Origin of the sequence: Trinickia sp., from assembly GCF_051953955.1 — a bacterium.
GTDB lineage: Bacteria > Pseudomonadota > Gammaproteobacteria > Burkholderiales > Burkholderiaceae > Trinickia.
In genome coordinates, this window is sequence record NZ_JBQCIF010000074.1 from 66,373 (window position 1) to 92,075 (window position 25,703).

Sequence of the window (25,703 nt, forward strand, 5' to 3'; positions counted from 1 at the left end):
CGTTTAAATCCCCAGTTCCTTACGCACGGCGAGCCAGTTGTCGCGCGTCATCAGCTTGCCCGTCGTTTGCGTGTCGGCCGGCGGCTGCTTGCCCGCCTTGATCCAATCGACGAGATTCTGGGCGCTGTCCTTGCCATGATTCGTCGAGCTGACGGCGATCGTGCCGTAAAAACCCGTCGGCTCCTTCTTCTGGAACTCGGCAAACGCTTCGCCGGCGCCGTTGATGCCCACGCCGATGACGTCGGACGACGGAATGTGCAGCTGCTCCGTCGCACGCACGCCGCCGAGCACCGATTCCTCGTTCAGCGCGAAGATCACCCACTTCTTGATGTTCGGGTGCTTCGACAGCACGGGCGATGCGGCGACGAAACCACCTTCGTCGTCGGTCGTCTTTTGCGGCGCGTCGAAGATGTTGTCCTTCTTGAAGCCGTTCTTCAGCAGCGTTTCCGTAGCGCCGTCGGTGCGCAGCTTAGCCGTCGGCAGTTCATAGTCGGAGATGCGGATCGCGCCCACTTCTTCCGGCTTCCAGCCGCGGCGCTTCATTTCGTCGGAGATCGCCTGGCCCACCTGGTTGCCGATCTTGAAGGCGGACATGCCGAGGTGGGGAACGTCGGCGAGCGGCTTCCCGGCCGAATCGACGAGTTGATCGTCGACGGTCACGAACTTCATGCCGTACTTCTTGGCGCGCGCTTGAATTGCCGGTCCGAGACGAACGTCCGGGGCGCAAATGACGAAGCCCTTGGCACCCTGCGCGCCGAGGTTGTCGATGGCGCTCAGGACGCGCTCGCCGTCGGGCGTGCCGATGTTGACGACGGAAAACCCTTCAGCCTTCCCGAGCGCCGTGGCGGCCTTCTGCTCGTTGATGAACCAGGCCTGCTCGGGCATCTTCACGAGAAAGCCGATTTTCAAGGGCTCGTCCGCGTGAACGCCAACCGAGGCCGCGAGGGGCGCGGCGATAATCGCGGCCAAGGCGGCGCGCAACGTGAAGCGGCGAAGCTTGCTGGTCATACTAGTCTCCTTCTTGTCGGTCTCCGTAGACCGTGTTGTGAAGCTCGAAACTAAACAAGTAGCTTATTAGGACTACTAATCAGTAAACGATGTGCCCCAGGGTGGGGCGAATAGACGACGGGCAGGGTTGCCCGAGCCGGCACCGGAATGCCGGTTCGAACCGCTGCCACGCCGGGATTACCTCATTCGACGAACGCCTCGACGATCTCGCGTTTGCCGAGCAGGAACGCGTCGGCGACGAGGCTAAGCGGCCGCGCATCGACATCGTTCTCGCCGCGCAAAATCAGGTCATGCCAGCGGCTATAGAGCGATGGGTACTCGTGCACGAAACCCAGTGCGACGTCGCGGTCATCGATCTGCAACCGATTGCCGCCCTGTGAAAGCAGCAACGTGCCGTCGGCCGTGCGCACTTCGATTTCCCACAGCTCTTGCGGACCATGGCGCCAGTCGAACTCGACGCGCATCGGCACGCCGGCCGTGTCGGTCAATTCGAGATCGGCCGCGATGGGCATTTGCTTGTTCGAAGGAATGAGCAGCGTCGACGAAACGAGGGCGACTTCGCGCGGCAGGATCTGCGTGACGATCGAAAGGGCATTGATGCCCGGATCGAACACGCCGAGGCCGCCGGGTTCCCAGATCCATGCTTGGCCCGGGTGCCAACGGCGAACGTCTTCCTTCCAGCGCACGTGCACGTGGCGGATGTCCTGCATGGCGAGCCAAGTGCGTGCGGCCTCGACGCCGAGCGCATGCCGCGAGTGCCAGGTCGTGAAGATCGTCTTTTCCACGCGCTGAGCGAGCTGGTCCAACGCGCGGACTTCGCTCAGGCAGGCACCCGGCGGTTTCTCGAGCATGACGTGCTTGCCCGCGGCGAGCGCGGCGCGTGCCTGCTGAAAGCGCGGAATCGGCGGCGCGCACAACGAAACGGCCTCGATGCTCGGCTCGGCCTCGAGCAAGGCCTCGAGCGTCGGATAATTGCGCACGCCGTCGACCGTTGCGTTGCGGCTTGCGCAGGCGACGAGGTCGAAGCGCGGATCGGCCGAAATGGCCGGCAGATGCTGGTCTCGGGCGATCTTGCCGATACCGATGAGCGCGATCGAAATCTTCTTCATCTGAACCTCACAGGCCCCAGCGCAGCGCGAGCGGATTCGCTTCGCGCGCGAGTTCGAGCAGTTCGGCACGCGTGGCCGGTGCGAGCGGTTCGAGCGGACGGCGAACGGCATCGCTCTTGATGACGCCGCCTTCCATCATGACCGTCTTCGCTGCCCGCAATCCGCATTGCCGGCTTTCATAGTTGATCAACGGAAGGATGCGCGCGTAGCCCGCCCGCGCTTCGTCGCGCCGGCCCGCGCGGTGATCGTCGAACACCGTGCGGATCAGATCGGGCAGCAAGGCGCTCGACATCGTGCCGGTCGCGCCGGCATCGAGATCGGGCAGCAGCGTGATCGCTTCCTCGCCGTCGAAGGGACCCTCGATCGCATCGCCGCCGGCCGCGATGAGCGCGCGCAGCTTGGCGGCCGCTTGCGGCACTTCGATCTTGAAGTAGCGCACGAGCGGCAATTCACGCGCGATGCGAGTGAGGAACGGCACCGTCAACGTCACGCCCGAGAGCGGCGCGTCTTGAATCATGACGGGGACGTTTGCCGAAGCCGCCACCTGCGCAAAGAAATCGAACATCGCGTTTTCGTCGACACGCAGCGCTGCCCCGTGATACGGGGGCATCACCATGATGATGCTCGCGCCGGCTTGCGCTGCGCGCTTCGCGCGGTCCGCCGCGATCTGCGTGCTGAAGTGGCTGCACGTCACCATGACGGGCACGCGGCCGGCCACGTGCGTCAGGCACAGATCGATGAGCACGTCGCGCTCGGCGTCCGTCAGCAGGAACTGCTCCGAGTAGTTCGCGAGGATGCAGATGCCGTCCACGCGCTGGTCGATCATGCAGTCGAGCACGCGGCGCTGGCCGTCGAGGTCGAGGTCGCCCGTTTCCGTGAACGGCGTCGGTGCGACGGGGAAGACGCCCGAGAAGGGGCGGGTCGATGCGGTCACTATTCGTACTCCTGATAAAAACTATCCAAGCATGCGGGGCCGGCGCATCAAGCGTGCGCGCAACCCGAGAGGGGCCGTGCCGTCGGCTTCGCTGCCGACGCTCGGTTTCTTGGCCTCGCGCACTGCGGCGCTGCCGAGCCCCGAGCCGTTCGACTTGCGGCGCGCCGCTTGCCGCTCGATCACGCGCTGCAGCAGGCAGAACACGCACAGCAGCGCGCCGATCACGATGCGCGTCCACCACGAACTGAGCGTGCCGTCGAACGTGATCAGCGTTTGGATCGTGCCGAGCACGCCCACGCCGAACACCGATCCGATGATGTAGCCCACGCCGCCCGTGAGCAGGGTTCCGCCGATGACGCTGGCCGCGATCGCGTCGAGCTCCATGCCCTGTCCCTGCAGGCCGTAGCCCGACAGCACATAGAGCGTGAATACGAGCCCGCCCAAGGCCGAGCACAGGCCGCCCAGCGCGTAGACGCCGATCTTCGTGCGGGCCACGGGCAGCCCCATCAGCAGCGCCGACTTTTCGTTGCCGCCGAGCGCGTAGACGTTGCGGCCGAAGCGCGTGAAGTGCGCGACATAAATGGCGATCGCGAGGGCGACGAGTGCAATGAGCGCCCCCGCGTTCAACTGCCCGCTGCCGATCTGCAGGTTGTAGCCGGCCACCGCGTGAAACGTGGGTTCGGTGATCGTGATCGACTCCGTCGTGACGAGAAAGCATGCGCCGCGTGCGAGGAACATGCCGGCCAGCGTCACGATGAACGGCTGCAGGCGCAGATAGTGAATGAGCGCACCCTGGGCCGCGCCGAAAGCGGCACCGATAAGCAGCACGACGGGCACCACTGCATAGATCGGCCAGTGCCAGTGCTCCGCACAAACGGCGCAGACGATCGTCGTGAAAGCCACGACGGCCCCCACCGAAAGGTCGATGCCGCCGGACAGGATCACGAACGTCGTGCCGATCGCGACGATCAGCAGGAACGAATTGTCGACGAGCAGACCGAACAGGACTTGCAGCGAGCCGAAGCCCGTATACATGAACGAGCCGAAGCCGAACAGCGCCGCGAACAGCGTGATCGTGACGGCGATCGGCAGCGTGCGCGGGTCGAGAAGACGACGAATGAACGCGCTCATTGCACCTCCGGCCGGGCACGAGTGGATGAAGTGGACAACCGTGCGGCCAGTTGCGCCAGCAACTCGCGAGCACGCGCCGATTGAATGACGCTGACGACGATCACGACGAACGCTTTCACCACGAGCGTGGCTTCCGGCGGCACGCCGATCGAGTAAGTCGTATACGTGAGCGTCTGAATGATGAGCGCACCGAGCACGGTGCCGGCAAGCGAGAACCGCCCGCCCATCAGCGACGTCCCACCGAGGGTTACCGCGAGGATCGCGTCGAGCTCGAGCAGCAGGCCGGCGTTGTTGCCGTCGGCGCTGCGCACGTTCGAGCTCGTCAAGATGCCGGCGATGGCTGCGGACAAGCCGCAAAACACATAGACGCCGAACATGATCGCGGTCGAGCGCAGCCCGACGAGGCGAGCAGCGACGGGATTGACGCCGATCGAGCGCACGAGCAGCCCGAGCGCCGTGCGATTGACGAGCAGCCACGTCGCAATGAATACGACGACGGCGATCCAGACCGCGCAGGGCACCATCGCCAAGAAACCGTCGCCGAGACGCAGATAACCACGCGCGCTGATCGGGATGATCTGGCCGCCCGTCAGCAACTGAGCGACGCCGCGCCCGGCCACCATGAGAATCAACGTGGCGATGATCGGCTGCATGCCGATGAGCGCCGCGAGCAGACCGTTCCAAGCACCCGCCAGCAAGCCGACGCCGAGCGCCGCGGCGAGAGCGAGGCCCACGTGCGTCGGATCGGCTGCCAAGATGATGGCGGCGGCCGCGCCCGCGATGGCGACGACGGTGCCGACCGAGATGTCGATGCCGCGCGTCGCGATCACGAGCGTCATCCCGAGCGAGACGACGACGAGCGGGGCTGCGCGGTTCAGAATGTCGATCGGCGCGCCGAAGAAGTGGCCCTCGAGCACCGTGATTGCGAGGAAGTCGTGGCGGTGCACGACGTCGAGCGTGAACAGCAGCACGAGCGTGACGACGGGCCACAGCAGCGGGTGGCGCGCGATGGCCTGCAGTGGGCGGGCGCTCATGCTTGGCCTCCGGCGATGAGTTGATAGACGGCGTGCTCATCGAGCGCGTCGCCCGAGAGTTCGGCCACCTTGCGGCGATCGCGCAATACCGCGATACGGTCGCTGATGCGCAGCACTTCAGGAATCTCCGAGGAAATCAGCAAGATGCCGAGGCCTTTCTCGCACAGCTTGCGCACGTAATCCATGATTTCGAACTTCGCGGCGACGTCGATGCCGCGCGTCGGTTCATCGAGAATCAGCATCTTCGGGTCGATCGCGAGCCAGCGCGCGAGCAGCGCTTTTTGCTGATTGCCGCCCGACAGCAGCTCGATCGGCTGTTCGATGTCGCGCGCGCGGATGCCGAGCGCCTTCACGTAATGCTCGGCGATGCGCCGCTCGCGGGCACGGCCGAGCGGGCGCCACCAGCCGCGCCGCGCCTGCAGCGCGAGAACGATGTTTTCGCGCACCGACAGCGCGCCGACGATTCCTTCTTTCTTGCGGTCTTCGGGGCAATAGGCGATTCCGTGCCGCACGGCATGCCGCGGCGAGCCGAGCTTGATCGGCTTGCCATCGGCCGTGATCGTGCCGGTATCCGCGCGATCTGCGCCGAACAGAAGGCGTGCCGTCTCCGTCCGCCCCGAGCCGAGCAGGCCGGCCAGACCGACGATGCGGCCGGGCTCGAGCGTCAGGTCGATCGGCTGCACGGCACCGCGGCGGCCGACGCCGCGCATGTCGAAGCCCGACGTGGCGGCCGATTCCACCGCCGCAGCGGCCTGTCCTTTTGACGTGGAACGCTCGCCGGCAACCGGTACGTTGCCGACCATCTTGTGAACGAGCTCGTCGACGGGCAAGTCCTTTGCCAGGTATTCGCCCTCGCGTTCGCCGTTGCGCATCACGGTGATGCGATCGGAGATCGCATAGGTCTGCTCGAGAAAGTGCGTGACGAACAGAGTCGCCATGCCCGACGCTTTCAAATTGCGGACGACCTCGAACAATTTCGCGACTTCGGAATCGTCGAGGCTCGACGTCGGCTCATCGAGGATCAGTACCCGCGCCTCGACGCTGACCGCCCGCGCGATCGCCACCATTTGCTGCACGGCGATCGGATATGTGTCGAGCGATTGCGTGACGTCGAGCGAAAGATTCAGTTGATCGAGCGCCTTGCGGGCGCCCGCGTTGATGGCCTTCCAATCGATCGCCCCGCGGCGCCGTGGCTGGCGCCCCGCGAAAATGTTCTCGGCGACCGAAAGGTTGGGGCAGAGGTTGACTTCTTGATAGAGCGTGCGAATGCCGGCCGCCTCGGCTTCGAGCGGCGCGGCGAAGCGCACGGACCGGCCGTCGATGCGGATGTCGCCCGCATCGTGTGCATGCACGCCGGTCAACACGTTGATCAGTGTCGATTTGCCAGCGCCATTCTGGCCCATCAACGTATGCACTTCGCCGGCATACAGACGAAAATCGACGTTCTTGAGCGCTTGCACGCCCGGGAACGACTTCGTCAAGCCGAGCGTTTCGAGTACGAGGGGGCCAGTCATGGGCTATCGCTCGCTTAGCAGATGTCGGTGTTGGAATCTAATCAGTACTTACGCGTCGGCAGGATCTTCGCCGCCACGTTTTCCGGGAACACCGTTTCCTGCGTCACGATGCGCTTGGGCAACTGCTTGCCGGCCACGAGGTCCTTGACCGCGCTCATCAACTGCGGCCCGAGCAGCGGGCTGCATTCGACGTCGACATTGATCTTGCCCGCGATCATCGCTTGGAAGCCGCCCTTCGTCGCATCGAACGAAACGACCTTGGGGTCCGTGCCCGGCTTCATGCCGGCTTCTTCCATCGCTTGAATCGCGCCGAGCGCCATGTCGTCGTTGTGCGCATAGACGACATTGATCTGCTTGCCGTACGTCTTCGCGAACGCTTCCATCACTTGCTTGCCGCCTGCGAGCGTGAAGTCGCCGCTTTGCGAAGCGATGATCTTGAACTTCGGATCGTTCTTGATGATTTCCATCAGGCCGGCATGGCGATCGTTCGCCGGTGCCGAGCCCACCGTGCCCTGCAGTTCGGCGATGTTGATGGGGCCGGGATTGTTCTTGTATTCCTCTTCGAGCCAGCGGCCTGCGCGGCGGCCTTCTTCGAGGAAGTCCGAACCGATCATCGTGACGTACAGCGACTTGTCCTTCACGTCGATGTTGCGGTCCGTCAGGATCACGGGAATGCCGGCCTTCTTGGCTTCCGTCAGCACCGGCTCCCAGCCCGATTCGACGACGGGCGAGAAGGCGATCACGTCCACCTTCTGTGCGATGTAGGAACGGATCGCGCGGATCTGATTCTCTTGCTTTTGCTGCGCGTCGGAGAACTTCAGATTGATGCCGGCGTCTTTGGCCGCCTCCTTGACCGAAACCGTGTTAGCCGTGCGCCATGCGCTTTCCGCGCCGACCTGTGCGAAACCGAGGGTGATTTTCTTATCGCTTGCGTGGCTGTCCACGACGAGCGACATGGCGAGCGCCGCTCCCAGCAATGCGTTCATCGCCAACCGTACCGTACGTCCCATGCTTGTCTCCGTTTGTCTTTGATGCGTGCTTGGTTTTGCTACTTAGAACGAACTTCCCTACCTCTGCTTCCCGGGCGCCGAACACCCCTGTTGCCGTTTTGATAGGCGCGCCGTTTTCTAAATAGCCATACTATAGGCACCGCGTTGTCCCGAAGCGATTAGCGTTTTCCCCAGCTTCGCCGTTCAAATAGTCATGCTATTTCTATCTGGAATCTGGCAAGAAGCGGCCGGAAAGGCGTAAGATTGTGCCAACATCTGGGAAATCGGCGCGACCGCCGGGGCGGCAAAAGTCACCCCGCACGGTTCGGCGCCCCCGATGGCGGCGACTTCAATCGTTTTACTATATCTGCCTAATACAGGCATCGAGCAATGACAGACAAACCCCGCAAGCTCCGCTCCGCCCAATGGTTCGGCACGGCCGACAAAAACGGCTTCATGTACCGGAGCTGGATGAAGAACCAGGGCATCCCCGATCACGAGTTCCAGGGCAAGCCGATCATCGGCATCTGCAATACATGGTCGGAACTCACGCCGTGCAACGCGCACTTTCGCAAGCTGGCCGAACACGTCAAGCGCGGCGTGTTCGAGGCAGGCGGGTTCCCCGTGGAGTTTCCCGTGTTCTCGAACGGGGAATCGAATCTGCGCCCGACCGCGATGTTCACGCGCAACTTGGCCGCCATGGACGTCGAGGAGTCGATTCGCGGCAATCCGATCGATGCGGTCGTCCTGTTGGCCGGATGCGACAAGACCACGCCGGCGCTGCTGATGGGCGCCGCCAGCTGCGACGTGCCGGCGATCCTCGTCAGCGGCGGCCCGATGCTCAACGGCAAGCACGAAGGGCGCGACATCGGCTCGGGCACCGTCGTTTGGAAGTTGAGCGAACAGGTGAAGGCCGGTCATATCACGCTGCACCAATTCATGGCGGCCGAAGCCGGGATGTCGCGCTCCGCCGGTACCTGCAATACGATGGGCACGGCTTCGACGATGGCGTGCATGGCCGAGGCGCTCGGCGTGACGCTACCGCACAATGCCGCCATTCCGGCCGTCGATTCGCGCCGCTACGTGCTGGCGCATTTGTCGGGCATGCGTATCGTCGAAATGGCGCTGCAGGATCTGCGGCTCTCGAAGCTGCTCACGCGAGAAGCATTCGAGAATGCGATTCGGGCGAATGCGGCGATCGGCGGCTCGACCAACGCCGCGATTCACTTGAAGGCGATCGCGGGGCGCATCGGCGTGCCGCTCGAGCTCGACGATTGGACGCGCATCGGTCGCGGGACGCCCACGCTCGTCGATCTGCAGCCGTCGGGACGCTTCCTCATGGAGGAGTTCTATTACGCGGGCGGCTTGCCGGCCGTATTGCGCCGCCTCGGCGAAGCGGGATTGCTGCCGCACCCCGATGCATTGACGGCCAACGGCCACTCGTTGTGGGAAAACTGCCAGGAAGCGCCGCTTTATAACGACGAAGTCATTCGTCCGCTCGACAAGCCGCTCGTGCCCGACGGCGGCCTATGCGTGCTGCGCGGCAACCTCGCGCCGCGCGGCGCGGTGCTCAAGCCGTCCGCGGCCACGGCATCGCTGCTCAAGCATCGCGGCCGCGCAGTCGTGTTCGAAAACTTCGACGACTACAAGGCACGCATCGCCGATCCCGATCTCGACGTCACGGCCGATTCGATTCTCGTGATGAAGAACTGCGGGCCGAAGGGCTATCCCGGGATGGCGGAAGTCGGCAACATGGGCTTGCCGCCGAAGCTGCTCGCGCAGGGCGTGACCGATATGGTCCGCATTTCCGATGCGCGCATGAGCGGGACGGCATACGGAACGGTCGTTCTGCACGTCGCGCCCGAGGCACGGGCAGGCGGCCCGCTGGCCGTGGTGCGCAACGGCGATTGGATCGAGCTCGATTGCGAAGCAGGACGCTTGCATCTGGACATCGGCGAGGACGAGCTGGCTCAGCGCTTGGCGGTGTGGAGCGAGACGAATGCGCAGCGCAGTCCCGCGGATCTGAGCGGCTATCGCAATCTTTATGTCGACCACGTGCTGCAGGCCGACGAGGGATGCGACTTCGATTTCCTGGTGGGGTGCCGCGGGGCCGAGGTGCCGCCGCATTCACATTGATGGGGCGATAGACCGGGTAGACCCGGTAGGCCCGCGGATCGCCGCGGGCCTCGCCGAAGCTTCGAACGGCTAGCGTTCCGCGCGCGCGCCGATGACGAGGATCGTCTCGGCATCGGCTTTTGCATTTTCCAGTTGCACGAGGCTTGCTTGTCTCGCCCCGAGCGGATCGCGATGCTCGATCGCGGTCAGAATCGCTTTGTGCCGCGGAAGCGACAACGCATGCGTATCGGGGTGGCGGCTCGTCAGCTTGATCGACTCGCTCAAGGCCATCGACATCATGTTGCCGATGAAGGCGAGCATGTCGTTGTGCGTCGCGGCCATCACGCCGCGGTGAAACTCGAGATCGGGTTCGAGCAGTGCATCGGACGTTTGCGCATTTTCCATTTGCTCATAGGAGCGGCGAATGCGTGCGACGTCCTCTTCCGTCGCGTTCGTGGCGGCCAGTGCCGCCGCTGCGGGCTCGATGATGCGGCGAACCGTCAGCAAAGACCGGAAGAATTCGCCCTCGGGCGTGACGCTGATCGTCCAAAACAGCACGTCGGGATCGAGCATGTGCCACTCTTCGCGAGGACGCACGACACTGCCGACGCGCGGCTTCGATACGACGAGCCCTTTCGCGACGAGCACGCGTGTCGCCTCGCGCAATACGGGGCGGCTTACGCCATAGGATTCGCAAAGCGTGGGCTCGGGCGGCAGGCGGTCGCCGGGTGCGAACTTGCCGCTGACGATCTCGATGCCGAGTTCCTGCACGATCCGTGCGTGCATGCTCTTGCGGTTCTTGAGATGTCGATAGTCCATAGCGTGGGGGTCATGTCAGCCTCGCACCGACGCGGGCTGCGCGAAGTATTCGCGAGCATAGCACAGGGCATGCATCGCTTACGACAGGAACTAACCCTTGTTTCCTCAGTGTTTTGCGCGTGCATGCGAGGTCGAATCAAAGCCCGGGGAAAGCCCGGAGCGAAAGCCCGCAGCGGGGTGCGGCCGCGTTCGATCATAGGCGGTTGCGTATGCGCAGGGGTGATTGCTTGGCAGTCCTATCGTTCGCCCAACTGCAATCTAGTACCGGCTCCATGCGTGCGCCGCACGCCTTGCGACGAACGGGTGGGGCGTCGGCATACAATATCTGCTCGCACGCGATGGAAACGATAGCGATGCAAGTGGCTCGACGCACGGGCCTTGCATACGACGACGCGCACCGATCTCGCGAAAGGAGACACCGCATGGCCAATGCATTCCGCTTCCAAACGGTCCCGACGCTCGTCGTGGAGTTCGGCGCCGCGCGGCGTCTCGGCGCGTTGTTGCGCGAACGCTATCCGGCGCTTGCGCGGCTGTGCCTCGTTACCGATGGCTTCCTTCATCGCAGCGGGTTGCTCGCGTCGGCGCTTGCCGATTTGGCGGCGAGTGGATGGACCGTGACGGTGCTGGACAACGTCGTGGCCGATCCGCCCGAGCAAGTGGTGCTCGACGCCGTCGCACGCGCTCGCGATGCGCAGGCGCAAATCGTCGTGGGTCTCGGTGGCGGATCGTCGATGGACGTCGCTAAGCTGCTCGCCGTCTTGCTCGCGTCGCGGCAGACGCTCGGCGAGATGTACGGCGTCAATCGCGTCGAAGGCGAACGCTTGCCGCTCGTGCAAATGCCGACCACGGCCGGTACCGGCTCGGAGGTGACGGCCGTATCGATCGTGACGGTCGGCGAGGCGACGAAGATGGGCGTCGTGGCGCCGCAACTGATCGCCGATCTGGCGATTCTCGATGCCGAATTGACGTTGGGGCTGCCGCCCGCCGCAACGGCCGCGACGGGCATCGATGCCATGGTGCATGCGATCGAGGCCTATACGTCGGCTCGTTTGAAGAATCCGATCTCCGACATGCTCGCCGTGCGGGCGCTTCAATTGCTGTCGAAGCATCTGTTGACGGCTTGCCGTGACGGACAGGACCGCGCCGCGCGCGAAGCGATGCTGCTCGGCGCAACGTTGGCGGGGCAAGCTTTTGCCAACGCGCCCGTTGCGGCCGTGCATGCGCTGGCTTACCCGATCGGCGGCATCTACCACGTGCCCCATGGCTTATCGAATGCGCTCGTGCTGCCGCATGTGCTGAAATTCAATGCCGAAGCGGCCGCGCCGCTGTATGCCGAGTTGACTGCGGCGATGCTGCCGTCCGAGACGGGCAACGCCGAGGCCAAGACGCGCGCTTTCATCGCGCACGTCGAATGGTTGATTGCCGAAACGGGAATTCCCTCGACACTGCGTGAGGTCGGCATCGAACGCGACGGGCTCGAGCGGATGGCGAAAGATGCCATGCTGCGGCAACGGCTGCTCGTCAACAATCCGCGGCCCGTAACCGAAGCGGATGCATTGGCCATTTATACGGCGGCGTTTTAGGCCGTAGCCATGCGGCTTGCGGGCGCTGCTCGGGATTGCAGCACTGGCACGCGTGCTTGCCGTGTGCTTCCTTCAGTCGACGATATTGCGAACCCAGTCCGCGAAGCTGTCACTCTCGAATTCATAGACATCGCGCGGGCTCTTCGCTGCAACCGTCTTCTCCGCGAGCCGGCTCAACGCCTTTTGAACGTGGGTCGGCTGCAGGTCTTCGATCCCCACGCGCTTGCGAATCTTGATCAGCGTCGCTTTCGCAAAGGGCTTCATCGAAGGGTCATCCGCGAACATCCGCACGAGTACGCGCTCGATTGCATCGAGCGAATTCCACGTCCCTTCATGATTCTCGGTACGGGCCAGCTTCTCCTGCTGCATCGCAATGGCTTCGGGAAACGTCAGCGCGGGGCTCATCATCAAGGCTAGCACCGTCTCCATCAACGGTTCGGGGCGCCGCCCGAAGAGCTCGAACGCCTGGCACGCCGCTGCCGCGTCGAGCTTGCGCTTCGTCGATTCCCTGAAGCGCCGCGCGATGTAGTCCACGAAGTCGTCGCCGAGCAGCGGGAAGTCCTGCACCACGCTCGCGGCCGAGTAGAGCGGCGCGTTGGCATTCGTGAAGACATGGCCGAGCTTCGTGCGCGAAGAGCCGGTAAACAACATGCGAAGCCGGCGCTGATGCTTCGTGAGCGTCGTGCGTAGCGCACGCGCCATTTCCTCGCCTTCCTTGCTGCGGCCGAGCGATTGCGCCTCATCGATCAGAAAGAGCACGGGCCGGCGCTTCGTCAGCTCGGCCACGAGGGCATCGATCAAAAGCGCCGTATCCCCGAGTTCTCGCTTCGGGTCGGTGCCGAGCTCGATATGGCCCTCGAGGGTGGCGCCGGCGAACTCGGCCTTACCTTTCAGCCCTTTGACGGGACTGTGCAGCCGCGCGACGACTTTTTCGAACAGCGAGTGCGGTTCCAACGCTTCTTCGAGCGCTCGCGCAAGGGCGGCGCCCGGAGTCTGTCGCGTTTGCCAAAGGTCGGCGTATACGACGGTATAGCCCGCGTTTTCGGCGAGCGGTTTCAGGTCGCGCAAGAGGAACGCCGTCTTACCGGTGCGCCGCGGGGCGAAAATCGTCGTCGACATGACGAGCCCCGCATTCAGGGTGGCGAGGTAGGCGCTCGCGAGGTCCGGCCGAGGGAAGTGCCACAGGTCCGTCAATTCCATCGCGTTATCCAAAATTATCCAATGCTGGGATAATTATACCGGACGAGTATAATTTTGGATAACGCTGCACGGCGGGTCGAAGCTGCGGGTGGAGGTCATGGCAGAATGCCGGCAGCCACGGGGGAAGGCACGTCGGCGTGCGAAACGAACGGCTCGACGTTGCTCATCGTGGGCAAGCGACGCACCACGGCCAGCAGCGCCTGCCGCTGCTGCGGTGAGCGAGCCGTGGAAAAATATTCGAGGCGGCCTCGCGGGTTCGTCTTTGCCGCGGCATCCGCGGCGCCTTCCCGCTCGATCAACAACGTCTCGACGCGTCGCGCGATGGCCGAGCCGGTTTCGATCAAAGCGAAGCGATCGGCGAACAAGCGCCGGATCGTGGCATACAGCAAGGCGAAATGCGTCGACCCGAGAATGACGGTGTCCGCGCCGGCCTGCGCCATCGGCGTCAGATAGCGCAGCAGCAAATCGTCGACGACCGTGCCGTTCAGATTGCCTCGCTCGATTTGCTCGACGAGCCCATGTCCTGCTTGGCAGACGAAACGGCAGCGTGCTTCGTGCTCGGCGATCAGCGCTTTGAGCCGCTCGCTGCGCAACGTGGCCGCCGTTGCCAGCACGCCCACGACGCCGCTCGCGGTGGAAAGCGCGGCCGGCTTGATGCCGGGCTCGACGCCGACGACAGGCACCGTCAGCGTGGCGCGTAAATGTCCGATGGCGTGCGTGGTCGCCGTGTTGCAAGCGACGACGATCATTTTCGCGCCGCGCTCGACGAGCCAATCGGCAATGGCTTTGCTGCGTTCGCGGATGAACGCGTCCGTTTTTTCGCCGTAGGGGGCGTATTCCGAGTCGGCGATGTACACGATCGATTGGTCCGGCAGCCGCTCCCGCATGGAGGCGAGAACGGAGAGGCCGCCAAGCCCGGAGTCGAAGACGCCGATCGGCGCATCGGGATTCGTCATGTTGAATTCAAGTGGGGGCGTTCGGAGCAGGGGCGTGCGCCGCGGGGACGCAACAGCCCGAAATGATACACAGAAGGCGCGAGCTTCGTGCGAGGGCGAGGGCGCGTCGGACTGCGCGTGACGCTGCAAGCGGCCGGCATGAGCGGTATATTCCTGACGTTTCGCCCAAGCGACATCAAGCGACATCAATGGAGCCCCGGCATCATGACGGACGATCGGATCGAAGCCCCCGACCCTACCGCGGTTCGCGTCGCGCTTTGGCGCGCCATGCATCTCCAAGTCGATGCGCAGCCGCACGTTCTCGAAGACGACGTCGGATTGAAGCTCGTCGCGCCCGACGAAAATTGGCGTGAGCGGCCCGACATGCATCCCGAGGGCACGCGCGGCTACCGCGCTTCGATCGTCGCGCGCGCCCGCTATGTCGATGACTTGGCGATCGAAGAAGCCGACCGCGGCGTGACCCAATACGTGTTGCTCGGCGGCGGCCTCGATACGTTTGCCCAGCGCAGGCCGGATGTCGCGTCCCGTCTAACGATCTTCGAAGTCGATCAGCCGGCCGCGCAGCGCTGGAAGCGCCGGCGCCTGACCGAGCTCGGCTACGGCGTGCCGTCGTCGCTGCGGCTCGTGCCGGTCGACTTCGAAGCAGGCGAGTCGTGGTGGGACGAGCTTGAAGCGAACGGGTTCGACGCCGGCCGGCCCGCATTCGTGTCGTCGACGGGGGTGTCGATGTATCTGACGCACGAGGCCATCATGGCGATGCTCCGGCGTATCGCGGGGCTGCCTGCGGGATCGACGTTCGCCATGACGTTCCTGTTGCCGCTCGAATTGCTGCCGCCGGACGAGCGGCCGCGGCACGAGGCCGTCTATGAACGCGCACGCGCGGCAGGCACGCCGTTCATCAGCTTCTTTAGGCCCGAGGAGATCGTCGCATTCGCGCGCGAAGCCGGATTCGCCGAGGCTCGGTACGTATCCACCGACGATCTGACGCAGCGTTACTTCACGGGCCGCACCGATGGCCTGCGGCCGGCCGTCGGCGAGGCGTTTCTCGTTGCGAGGACGTAGCGGGAAGCGCCGCCGGCACCCGCCCTCGATCCTGTCGAGCCGCGACTGCGATGCCGCGGTTGCGGCAACGTGCCTACACATCTTCGTAGTCTCCCCCTCATTGCGGCAACGCCTCGTAGTACCACCTGCCATTTCACCGGATCGTCGCCTTGCCGACTACTGAACGTCGCTACGGCGACGTGCGCGTCGCATGCAAACATAAGCATTTACATGGCGCGGCAGCGGCAGCGCGATCGCGTCATTGCCGAACGATCCATTCGATCCATTCGAACGTGGGAGGCACGACGCGATGCTCGTCGACATGGGCGGATCCTCCGAGCCGCCACCGCCACCTCCGCCCACCGCGAAGGACGTCGCCGCTGCTACGACGAACCTTCAGGCTAAGCTAGGCAACACGAGCCAGGCCAACGAGGCGGCATACGAAGCGCAACTGCAAGCGGCCATCAAGGCGATCGAAGACGCGAATGCGCAGGCGAACCGCCAGGCCCTCGCCGAGGCGGCCATTTTGCTGCAGCAGCGGCGCGACGCTCAACTCAAACAAGCCAATGCCGCCGGCGTCAACTCGCTCACGGAAGCCGCCAGCCAGGTCGGGCTCACGCATCAGTTCGACGGCGCGACATTGGCCGCTGCATCGAAGGCGCTCAGCGACAGCTCCCTCGCGACGGACGCGTCGAGCAAGAGCAACCCCGTATCGCTGGCATCCGCGCTAGCCGAAATCAGCGCCGACCAGAAGTCGGGGATGACGCTGAAGGAAGCGGTGAATGCCGCGCGCGTGGCGTTTGGCGGAGGTGCGCAAAACGAAGTCGTGCTGAACGAAGCGGTCATCGTCGCGACCGGCACGCCGCTCGCGGGCAATGCCTCCGGAAAGGGCGGCGCAACCGCGCTCAAGACGAGCGCGCAAACGGTGGCCGATCAGCACTTGTTCACGAGCGATACCGGACAGGCCGCGCTGAAGGCGTTGACCGTCGACGTCAAAGCCACGCCGCAACTCACGGGCGATGCGCACAGTGCTGAGCGTGCTTACGCAGCCTGGCAAAAGGACAAATCCAATCACGCCTCCCCCACGCAGCTTGCGCAGGACGAAGCGGCCTATCACAAGGCGCTCTCGGACGAATACGACGCTGCCGCAGGCGAGACCAACGGTGACTGGCGCAGCAACGTCACGCAAATCGATCGCGGTTGGCAGGCTCGGCAAACGGTGCTCGATCTGAACACGGCCGCGGGGCTGCCGAGCAAGCCGACTCGCGCCGATTTGATGACATCGCTGAGCGCCGCGCAGATCCTCGACGACGTGCAGACAGCACGCGGCTCCGGCGATGCCGCGGGCAACCTCGAGGCGGCTCAGGCTTTGACGCAAAGCCTACGAGGCATATCGAGCGACGATCCGCTCTACAAGGAAGTGATGGGCGATGCGCGCACGCAGGCGCTGCAAACGGCGGCGCTGCATGACATCGTCAGCGCGCACGGCGGCAACGCCAACGACACGCTCGTTGCCGTGAGTCGCGCACTCGCGGGCTACCGAAATACCGTGCTGTACCAGGGAGCGAACGGACCCGGTCTGGCCGATGCAGTCTTGCATGATCCCGGCGTGACACAGACGATGGATGCGGTACAGGCGCCCGATAAACTGCCGGACATGGCGAGGCTGCTGCAGCAAGTCTCGAGCGGCTCGCCGCAGCTCGCGCAGGCGCTCTATACGCAGCGATTGGCGCAGCCCCTGAAGGCGCTCATCGCACAGGGCGACGGCATGGCATCGCTGACGGGACAGGACACGTTCTACGGGCCCGCCGCCCAAGCCGTTCAGGCGCTCGACCCACAGTCCGCGGCGGGTCAAGACCTCTTGCAGACGCTGAATGCCGAACTCGGGCAACTCGCGAAGCTGCCGAGAACGACGCTATCCGGGCCGTCGACACGCTTTGCCGGGCCGTCGTCGCAGCCATTCGACTCGTTGTCGCTCACGACGACCGACGGCACGCCGATGGGCGTCTACCAGACGCTACTGAACCAAGACGCCAAGAACGCGCCGCTCGCTCATCTGCTCCAAACCGGCACCGGCCTCACGCCCACAGGTGCCGCGCCCGGATCCGCGCCCCAGGATGCGGCGCAGTTGTCGACTGCGATGTCGGCGCTCAGCGACGCGAGCACCAAAAACAAATCGCCGGCCGATATCCTTGCCGCCGCGAAGAAAGCGCAGCCGCTCGTCAGCGACACGACGTGGGCGCAGGCAATGATCTTGCGCGGCGCCGTGACGGACGGCCGGAAGTGGGAGTCGGACAATGCGGCGGCCATCAAGGCCGGCAATGCACCCCAGCCGGGCGACATGATCAGCCAAGCGTCCGGCGAGCTCGGCGGCCAGCAGCTCTTCGATGCGAATGCGATCGCCACCGCCACGGCCGCGCTGCAAGGCGGCACCGTCTATGCGGTGCCGGGCGCTGCCGCGCCGAAGGGGAGCACTCAAGTCGATCCGCTCTCCGAGTTGAAGCAATACGAGTCGATGGGGATATCGCTGCCGGCCGCTGTCGTCATGGTCCGGCAAGAGATGGGCGGCTCGGCCGCAAACGAGCAGACCCTCATGCAGGCGGTCGCGACCATCGCGGGCGAACCGTACGCCGGCGATCCGACGCAAGCCGATCCGATCGCCGCCGGATTGAGCGCGCTTCAGAAAAGCGCGCCGAATCTTTTCTCGAAAGACGAGCAGAGCACGCTCGACGCGGTCGCCAAGTCGATGGAACAAAATCCGACCGTCGATCAGAAGGCATTGGATGCCGCCATCGCGAAGGCGCAGCAAGATCAGCAAAACCTCGATAAGGCGAACCAGCGCGTCAAGCAGAATCCGAACGACGCTTCGGCGAAACAGGCTGCCGCGGCCGCGCAGTCCGCGTATCAAGCTGATCTCACGGCCGCGCTCAACCTTGCGGGGGGACATAAGAGCGACGACAGCGGTTGGCAAGCGCAGACGGCGAACGTCGATAGCCTTTGGAAGGCTCAATTCACGGTCGCCGAGCAGATGCTCGCGCCGCAGATACAGGCCGCACAGGGAACGGCTAAGGATTCGCAAGAGAACAAGGCGCTCGAGGCCGCGTTCGGCAATTTGCAGACGTCGCTACAGGCGGTGCAGATCGTTCAGCAAACGCTAGACGAACAGAAATCGAAAGCGGACGGCGGTGCCGGCGGCGGCAACGCAGCCGCGGCGCAGTTGCTGACGACCGAGATCGGCGGGCTACAGCCGGGCGACCCGCTCTACGATCAGGTGATGAACAGCGACGCGATCACGGCGCTCCAAAAATCGATCGAGCAGGACGTCGTCGGCTCGGTGCCGCTCGCCTGCACGTCGAACGACGACACGACCAAGGAACTCGTCGCGCTGGGCAATCGCTTGTCGGTCTATCAAGGCACGGTCTTTTATCAGGGGCTACTCAAGGATACGGTAGGCTCCGCCCAAACGCAGACGCTGTTCGACAGTGTCGCGATGCAGGTCGATTCGAAGTCGAAACCGCTCGATCGGCTGAAAGCGTTGGCGAGTGCCACGCAAGGCGTCAACGTCGATCTTGCGGCCGCGCTCAATCGCGCCAAGTTCGGCGGCAACGACAAGAGCAAGCCGGGCGGCGACGTGCTGCAGTGGCTCCAGCAAGACGGCACGACCTCGTCGCTGAAATCGGTCGCGCAGATCTACGCCAATCTCGGCTCGAACCAGAATCCGGATTTGACGCCCATGCGTCAATGGCTCGAGCAGGCGATGACGAAATCGGCGGGCGACGGCGGCATTGCCGATTTGCACTCGACGGCGGCAGGCGGCCGTTTCGGCTGGGAAACCGGCAAGTCGAACGTCACGCTGGTTTATGGGCTCGATTCGCTGAAGTCGCAGACGGACAAGTCCCAAATGCAGTTGTTCCAGGACATCCTCGACGATCACGGCGTGTCTTCGGCGGTCACCAAGGAAATCACGAAGGAAACCGGATACCAGGCGAGCGGGAGCACGCCGGCTGCGCAATCGGCCGACGCGAACGGCAATCTCGACGGCTTGTCCGCCGTGGACGGCATGCACGGCGTGACGAGCTTCAACGCCGCGGTCGATGCGATCGGGCAAATGGAAGGGCTCACGCCTACGCACGTCGCTCAGTCGCTCGACGACGTGCGCGCCGACGAACTCGGCACGCGTTCGCTCTACGACCCGAATGCGAAGGTGTACACGTCGGACGGGAAATCGACGACCGTCGGCGACATGGCGCGGCAGTTGATGTCGGGCGAGGGCGTATCGCAGATCAGCGCATTCGATCCGCTCATGCTGACCTCGCTCGCGTTGAGCTACCAGGGAAAGAACGGCTCGACCTGGCAAGGCGCGCTGCTCGAAGGGGTCGGACAAGACGGCAACTACGTCGACGTCGGGCCGGCCGATACGAAGGCGCGACATGGGCTCAGCGATTGGTACAAGCATACGGGCTTTGCCAAGGGGCAAGTTCAGGTGCAGCCGCACTGGGTGCTGGGCGCCGATGGTCAGCAGTTGATGGGCGATGCCTATCTCGACACGCATCGCACCGGCGTTTATCACTGGTACGACTGGGACAATATCCAAGCCGGCTTGATGGTGGCGGCCGCGATCATCACCGTGGCTGCCATGCCGGAGGCTGCGCCGCTTTGGCTCGAGGGGTTGTCGCTCGTGCTCGACGGCTACTTCGCGGTGTCGAGCGGCATCCAGGCACAGCAAGCGTTCGCGCACCACGATGCCAAGCAGGGTTGGATGGACGTTGCCTTCGCCGCCGCCGGTGTATTCGGGGGCGTACTGTCGGGCGCGAAGATGGTGAGCCGCCTCGGCGTAGCATCCAGCCGCTTCGCCGCGGCCTCGGGGCTCGCCAAGCTCGCCGAGCAAGGCAAGGACGTCAAAGCCTACAAGAACGCCTCACTCGCCCCCTGGCTCGACGATTCCAGGATCGGTCAGTGGGCGATGCCCAAGCTCGCATCGGGCGTGCGGCTGACCAATCGTATTCAAGGACCGCTGCGCCTCGTCGATGCCAACGGCCAGCGCATCTTCAACACCATGGGGCTCGCGCATCGCGCGCTCAGCTTCACCTCGATGGGCGTGGGCCTTTTCCAGATGGGGGATCAAGGCATCACGCTGATGCGCGAGGGCGACAAGGCGACGAGCGAGGACTGGCTGCAGTTCTTCACGGGCATGACCGCCATGGCCGTCGGCACGGCCGGTGCCCGTGTGCATGCTGCGCGTTCCAATACGGAAGCGAACGGCGGTGCCGCGACGCAGAGCGAATCCACGCCACAGTCGAAATCGCCATTGCCATCCGAGCAAGAGCAACCGCCCGTCGTGCTCACGGCCGCCAACCTGAAAGAACCTGCATCGAGTGAGGCGGGGAACGGCACATCGCCCGGCCGCAAGGAGCGGGCAGCCGTCGCGCTTGCGACGTTCAAGCTCGCGCTGGCGCACAAGGCGGCGCGTTCCGCGGCGGCTGCGGTGGGCAACCGCGTCGCCAATGCCGCGTCGCCAACGGGTGGCCAGCAAGAGGGGAGCGGCAAAGGCGGCGGTAACGGCGGCACCCCGAGTTCGGCGAGCGGAGAAGATCCGATTTGGATTGGGCCTGCGCAGGTGGACGATGCGCTGGGCATTGCGCGGGTGCATGGCGAAACGATGGACGCGCTCGCCGCGCAGGACCCCAACTCGCCGGACGGCACAGGCTATCCGCAGCAATGGATCGACGCTCGCAAGCGGATATTGCAGTCGCCGTCGAACGTCGCGCTGAAGCGCAACAAGGTGGCGGCCGGGCTCGGCGATAACGATCAACTGCACCTCGTCGCGAAATCGCCGGACGGCGAAGTCATCGCGTATTGCTCAGCGAATACCGCTGCCGGCGCGAAGACGATCGATGCACTTTACGTCTCTCCTCGCCACGGCGGTTCCGGCGTGGGCAGCAAGCTCGTGCAAAGCGTGATCGAATGGGCGGGGCCCGACACGCCGATCGAATCATGGATCACGCCGATGGAAGGGGCGACGCCCTTCTATGAGAGCCAAGGCTTCGTCGCCGTCCCCGGCTCGAAGCGCGAATTGACCGTTAGCGGCAAACCCGTCGAACGCGTTCTGATGCGCCGGCCCGTGCGCGGCGCAGCGCCCGCGGCCGCTCCGAGCTCGGCGGAGAGCCTCGATGCGCTGCTGGACCGACTGTTGGAGGCAGGCGCCACCCCGAATCAAGTGTATGGCTTCTATGCGAAAGGAAGCGCACCGGCGCGCGCGCCGCTCACGGCCGGCCAGAGCCACGATTACGTGCAAAAGATCCGTGCGCTGACGGAAAACCGTCCCGAGGACTCGACCGCACTGGAGCAAAAAACGGGGGCGCCGTTGGCCGAGTACTTGGTTGCCGATCCAGGCGGCGGCAGAACGTTCTATCACTTCCTGCCGCCCGATGCGATCAGCCCGCTCGATCATGAGGTCGAGGAACGCATCTACGTCAACGCGGTTCCCGAGCACGCCCCCGACGTGATGACGTTTCTCGTCAAGCACGTACTGGACGATCATCAGTCGTACCCAGGCATTCACAGCGTGAAAGCGAGTTCGCCCTCGGGAGCCCATGCTCGCGTGGACAACGTCGTCATTTACGTCAAGGACAGCGCGGCGGCCAATCGCGTCGTCGATGCGCTGAGCGCCTACGCGCAAGCCTATCCGGAACACTTCGATCCCGCGGTGCCGCCCATGACGCAGGGCGTGCTGCCGGGCGTCTCGGTGGCTGCGGAAGTCACGCCGGAAATGGGCAACGTCAGCTTCGGCGAGGTACGTTCGGGAGCGATCGGAAAGGCCCTCGAAGCAATGGGCAACGAGCAGCAAAACAAGAACAACAAGGGCGAGCCGTTCGATCCGGCCGTCTTCTTGCGCGAAAGAACGCGCGTTGAGCTGGCGCTCGCCGGCGTGAACCCGGACGACCCGTCGCGCAACCTGCCGCCGGGCGCATCGGCGAGCAGCGCGAACGCGCCCGCGCAGAAATCGTCCGCGCCTCCACCCCCGCCGCCGCAACAACCGCCCGTCAATCCATCGGGCGGTGCGCCGCTTCCGCCGCGCTCCGACGGCCTATCGATCACGGACGCGCGCGGCAATCAGGAAATCGTCTACGAGCACGCGAAGCCGGGCGGCCACTGGGTGGGCGAGATCGTGCGAGACAAAGAGGGCAAGTTCGGGTGCAAAGGCGGTCTCGTCCTGCTCAAGCAACTTTGGGGACGCGACGAGCCGCCCGATCTGAGCGAGGCCCGCGCGCGCAACGCTTGCACCACCAGTCTCCTCATGCGCAAGATCTATGGGGAGGGCAGTGCCGTCCCCGTACACCTCGTACATTGGGACCTCGACGGCCAGCGCTATTTCGGCGTGGCGATGCCCTACCTCGACATGGACGTCTTCGACAAAGGCTCCTATCGAACGCTGACGGACCCTGCACAGGGGCAAGCAACGGGCCTGCATGCGACGGCAGCCGGGCACATCGCGTTGAACAACACGGCGGTGGGCGGCCACGCACACACCGATAAGGGGCCGAGACTCGGCAACGTCGGCCTCAGCAATGGCCCTAAAGGTGTGCGCGCGGCAACGTTCCTCGATCTCGACACGACCATGAGAGTCGACGAGAACGGCCACGCCAGGCCTTTCGAGCCGCTCAGCGCATCGGATGTTCCCGTCGCGCTCGACGCTTTGCAGACATCGGATGACTCGGCCCCGCTGTACGAGCACATGACGCTTCACGAGTACTTGTCCGGTGTCGACTACTTGCGCGAGTACATGGCCTATCACGGCCTCGGCAGCGACATCCGCGCCATCGTCGAGGAGCATGGCGCCGGCACGCCGGCTGAACGAGCACGCGACGCCGATACGATCATCGCCAACATCGAGGCTCAGTTCGCGTTCCGAGAGAATACGCTCGGGGCTTACGAGGGTACGGGCAGCCAGCCGCTTGCCCCGGCCACGCTTCCGGAAGGCTTTGCACTCTTGCCCATGCAGGAGATCGGCAAACGGCTGCGCAATCCCTTGTTGAACGGCACCACCACCAAGGGGCACAGACATTGGCTTCATCTGTCGAATTTCGTCGAGCTCGGCGTGCATCGGCTGCGCCGGCGTTTCTTGAACGAGGAGCACGTGTGGCCCCAGCCGAATCCGAAGCTCGACAGCCTTCGGCCGCCCGCGCAGCCTAAGCTGCCACCCAGCGGCAAGCCCATCGATCCGAACAACGATACGCGGTTTTTCCCAAGCGCCATGGCCGATCAAGGCCTCGCTTTCACGCAAGCGAAGGGCATCCCCAAGCACGGGCTCAGCGACTATCTGGACCCCGCCGAGCAGCTCTTTGCCGATCAAGTCGCGCTATGGGACCCGCAAGCCGGCTCGGCGTCGTCGCAGCCGGGGGCGACGAGCGGCCCGCTTCGCACGGTTCGAAAAAAAGCAGGCTCAGCGCTCACGGACGCCGTGCGCACCTTCAAGGACGAGAACAAAGAGCGTCTTTACCTGTATGCGCAAGGCGGCGGTGGGTTACCGCTCGGCTACTACGAACGCAGCGAGGACGGCGCCGCGTTGACTTGGTACAGCGCCTCGCATCGCACTCGCGCGCAAAAGGTTCGGGCAGGGGCAAGAGCCACGGGCACGCTCGCATTTACCGGCGCGGTCGGCCTGGGCGCCCGCGTATTCGGCGTCGTGGACCATGTCCGCACGCTGGGCCCGATACTCTCGACCAGCCGCTCGGCGCTGGGCACCTTGAAGGTCGCGAACGAAAGCCGGCAGCAGGCGTTCAACGAGGTCAAGCACGGACGACTCGAGCAGGCAACCGAGCTCATCAATCGGCGCTACCGGCTCGCGCAGGGAGCACTCGAATCGCTCGGCGTGCCCAAGCACATACGCGATCGGGTCCAGGCCCATACCGAGACGTTGCTCGGCGTGCTGCAGCAGATCGAGAGCGAGGCGTGGCCGCATAGTAATAGCAGCCAAACGCTCAACGATGCGATGTACAACTACGACGCGATGATCAAGCACGAGACCGGCTACAAGATGAGCGAGCTGGAAGCGATGAACCCCGGGCGGTTCCGCGGTCGCGCCATGCGCCGCGCGATCATCACGACGTTCGGCGGAAGCGGCGCCGGGTATGAAAAAAAGGTCGAGACGCTCCCGAGCTTGAGCGGCGTGGAAGCGGTCGCGAATCTCGTCGGTGCGTCGGCGTCCGCCACCGACGGTGCCATCTCGCTGGCCACCGCGACGACGGGCAGCCGGCCGAATGCGGTCAGCGCGTTCTCGACCAAGGCTTCGAAAGTGCTTGCACCAGCCGCGACGTACGGCTTTGCAGCCGGGTATGGGATCGATGCGATCGGCGCGTTCGGCGCGCATACGCCTTTCGTCATGATCGGCGATGTCTTGGCCGCCACCATGAGCGTGGCGGCGAGACGCTATTCGCTGTTCATGCAACGCGCCGACGACAAGATTTTCGTTTATGAATCCGATGCGCCCATTCCCAAAGAGGAAAATCTCATCGGATACGCGACCTATACGGGCGACGGCCGATTGAACTGGTACGAACGCAATGGCACGCAAGGTTTCGAGCAGGCGCAAAACGTGAGCCCGAAAGAACTCGACTTTGCGCTCACGCAGGATCGGAGCCTCGATGCGTCGAAGCTGCGCTACGTCGTCGCGCGCAAATCACCGGCGGAAATGAACGACGACGCGCTCGCGAAGATCCCGGCTGCGAAATCGCCGACCCAGAGCGCCAAGCGAAAGCCGATACGCCTGGACAACATGGTGGCCGTCAGCAACCGTGTGAGAAGCCACGGCGACAACCGGCGGGCGGCGTCCTGGGCCGTGTGGGCAGCCGGTGCCTCGTTGCTGGCGACGGCGCTTTCGACGGCGGCTTCGACGTTCTTCGGTGCCTCGTCGTCGAAACCGTCTTCCAACGTTGCGCCGCCCGGCGACGACAAGAAGAAAAAGACGGCGCCGCCGGGCAGCGGAACGGGCTCGACGCCACCGGGCGGCGCACCCACGAAGCCGAAGCCGACTTCGCCAACGGGTCAACCTTGGCGCGTCGTCATCGTCAAGAAAGGCGACACGCTCTGGGGCATCGCCACCGACAACCACGACACGATCGAGCAAATCGAACCGCTGAACCCCGAGTTCGACTGGGCGCTGCTCGACAGCAGTCCGTTCACGGAGCCGCCGCCGGGGGCCGGGCGAAATCCGAATCTCATCTTCCCTGGAGATCGAGTGAAAGTGACGCAGCCATGAGAAGCCGATCCG

The 25,703-nt window shown here is 64.5% G+C and carries 14 protein-coding genes; 4 read left to right on the top strand and 10 right to left on the bottom strand.

Annotated elements, in window-relative coordinates:
• Positions 1 to 3: 3 nt before the first annotated feature.
• The 7 genes from ACTHNZ_RS13915 to ACTHNZ_RS13945 form a co-directional block, all read right to left on the bottom strand.
• Complete coding sequence (locus ACTHNZ_RS13915) at positions 4 to 1,008, bottom strand: arabinose ABC transporter substrate-binding protein (RefSeq protein WP_440543083.1); 1,005 nt, start codon at positions 1,006 to 1,008, stop codon at positions 4 to 6.
• A 182-nt stretch (positions 1,009 to 1,190) separates the two neighbouring features.
• Positions 1,191 to 2,117: a Gfo/Idh/MocA family protein gene (locus ACTHNZ_RS13920; RefSeq protein ID WP_440543084.1), complete on the bottom strand. Its 927-nt coding sequence runs from the start codon at positions 2,115 to 2,117 to the stop codon at positions 1,191 to 1,193.
• A 7-nt stretch (positions 2,118 to 2,124) separates the two neighbouring features.
• On the bottom strand, positions 2,125 to 3,051 hold the full coding sequence (locus ACTHNZ_RS13925; RefSeq protein ID WP_440543085.1) for a dihydrodipicolinate synthase family protein: 927 nt from the start codon (positions 3,049 to 3,051) through the stop codon (positions 2,125 to 2,127).
• Between the two features lie 21 nt (positions 3,052 to 3,072).
• Positions 3,073 to 4,182, bottom strand: coding sequence for a galactofuranose ABC transporter, permease protein YjfF (gene yjfF / locus ACTHNZ_RS13930; RefSeq protein ID WP_440543086.1), 1,110 nt, complete (start codon positions 4,180 to 4,182; stop codon positions 3,073 to 3,075).
• Entirely contained in the window at positions 4,179 to 5,216 is a 1,038-nt protein-coding gene (locus ACTHNZ_RS13935; RefSeq protein ID WP_440543087.1) for an ABC transporter permease, read from the bottom strand. The genes yjfF and ACTHNZ_RS13935 overlap by 4 nt, the downstream gene beginning before the upstream one ends.
• Entirely contained in the window at positions 5,213 to 6,730 is a 1,518-nt protein-coding gene (locus ACTHNZ_RS13940) for a sugar ABC transporter ATP-binding protein (protein ID WP_440543088.1), read from the bottom strand. The genes ACTHNZ_RS13935 and ACTHNZ_RS13940 overlap by 4 nt, the downstream gene beginning before the upstream one ends.
• A gap of 41 nt (positions 6,731 to 6,771) precedes the next feature.
• Positions 6,772 to 7,740: an ABC transporter substrate-binding protein gene (locus tag ACTHNZ_RS13945; RefSeq protein WP_440543089.1), complete on the bottom strand. Its 969-nt coding sequence runs from the start codon at positions 7,738 to 7,740 to the stop codon at positions 6,772 to 6,774.
• Positions 7,741 to 8,109: 369 nt separating this feature from the next.
• Between ACTHNZ_RS13945 and ACTHNZ_RS13950 the strand changes: the two genes are divergently transcribed.
• The gene (locus ACTHNZ_RS13950) at positions 8,110 to 9,855 is read left to right on the top strand and encodes an IlvD/Edd family dehydratase (RefSeq protein WP_440543090.1); all 1,746 of its coding nucleotides are present in this window, start codon (positions 8,110 to 8,112) and stop codon (positions 9,853 to 9,855) included.
• 69 nt (positions 9,856 to 9,924) lie between these two features.
• On the opposite strand, the gene ACTHNZ_RS13955 is transcribed toward ACTHNZ_RS13950, so the two are convergent.
• Positions 9,925 to 10,653 (bottom strand): FadR/GntR family transcriptional regulator, encoded by a 729-nt coding sequence (locus ACTHNZ_RS13955; RefSeq protein WP_440543091.1) that lies wholly within the window; start codon positions 10,651 to 10,653, stop codon positions 9,925 to 9,927.
• A 422-nt stretch (positions 10,654 to 11,075) separates the two neighbouring features.
• Between ACTHNZ_RS13955 and ACTHNZ_RS13960 the strand changes: the two genes are divergently transcribed.
• Positions 11,076 to 12,236 (top strand): iron-containing alcohol dehydrogenase, encoded by a 1,161-nt coding sequence (locus ACTHNZ_RS13960; RefSeq protein ID WP_440543092.1) that lies wholly within the window; start codon positions 11,076 to 11,078, stop codon positions 12,234 to 12,236.
• A gap of 72 nt (positions 12,237 to 12,308) precedes the next feature.
• Here the strand turns inward: ACTHNZ_RS13960 and ACTHNZ_RS13965 are convergent, their stop codons facing one another.
• Positions 12,309 to 13,436, bottom strand: a complete 1,128-nt coding sequence (locus ACTHNZ_RS13965; RefSeq protein ID WP_440543093.1) for an AAA family ATPase — start codon at positions 13,434 to 13,436, stop codon at positions 12,309 to 12,311.
• Positions 13,437 to 13,531: 95 nt separating this feature from the next.
• Complete coding sequence (murI, locus tag ACTHNZ_RS13970; protein WP_440543094.1) at positions 13,532 to 14,392, bottom strand: glutamate racemase; 861 nt, start codon at positions 14,390 to 14,392, stop codon at positions 13,532 to 13,534.
• Between the two features lie 204 nt (positions 14,393 to 14,596).
• Between murI and ACTHNZ_RS13975 the strand changes: the two genes are divergently transcribed.
• Both ACTHNZ_RS13975 and ACTHNZ_RS13980 read left to right on the top strand, forming a co-directional pair.
• Entirely contained in the window at positions 14,597 to 15,454 is an 858-nt protein-coding gene (locus ACTHNZ_RS13975; protein WP_440543112.1) for a class I SAM-dependent methyltransferase, read from the top strand.
• Positions 15,455 to 15,743: 289 nt separating this feature from the next.
• Positions 15,744 to 25,691: a GNAT family N-acetyltransferase gene (locus tag ACTHNZ_RS13980; RefSeq protein ID WP_440543095.1), complete on the top strand. Its 9,948-nt coding sequence runs from the start codon at positions 15,744 to 15,746 to the stop codon at positions 25,689 to 25,691.
• Positions 25,692 to 25,703 lie beyond the last annotated feature (12 nt).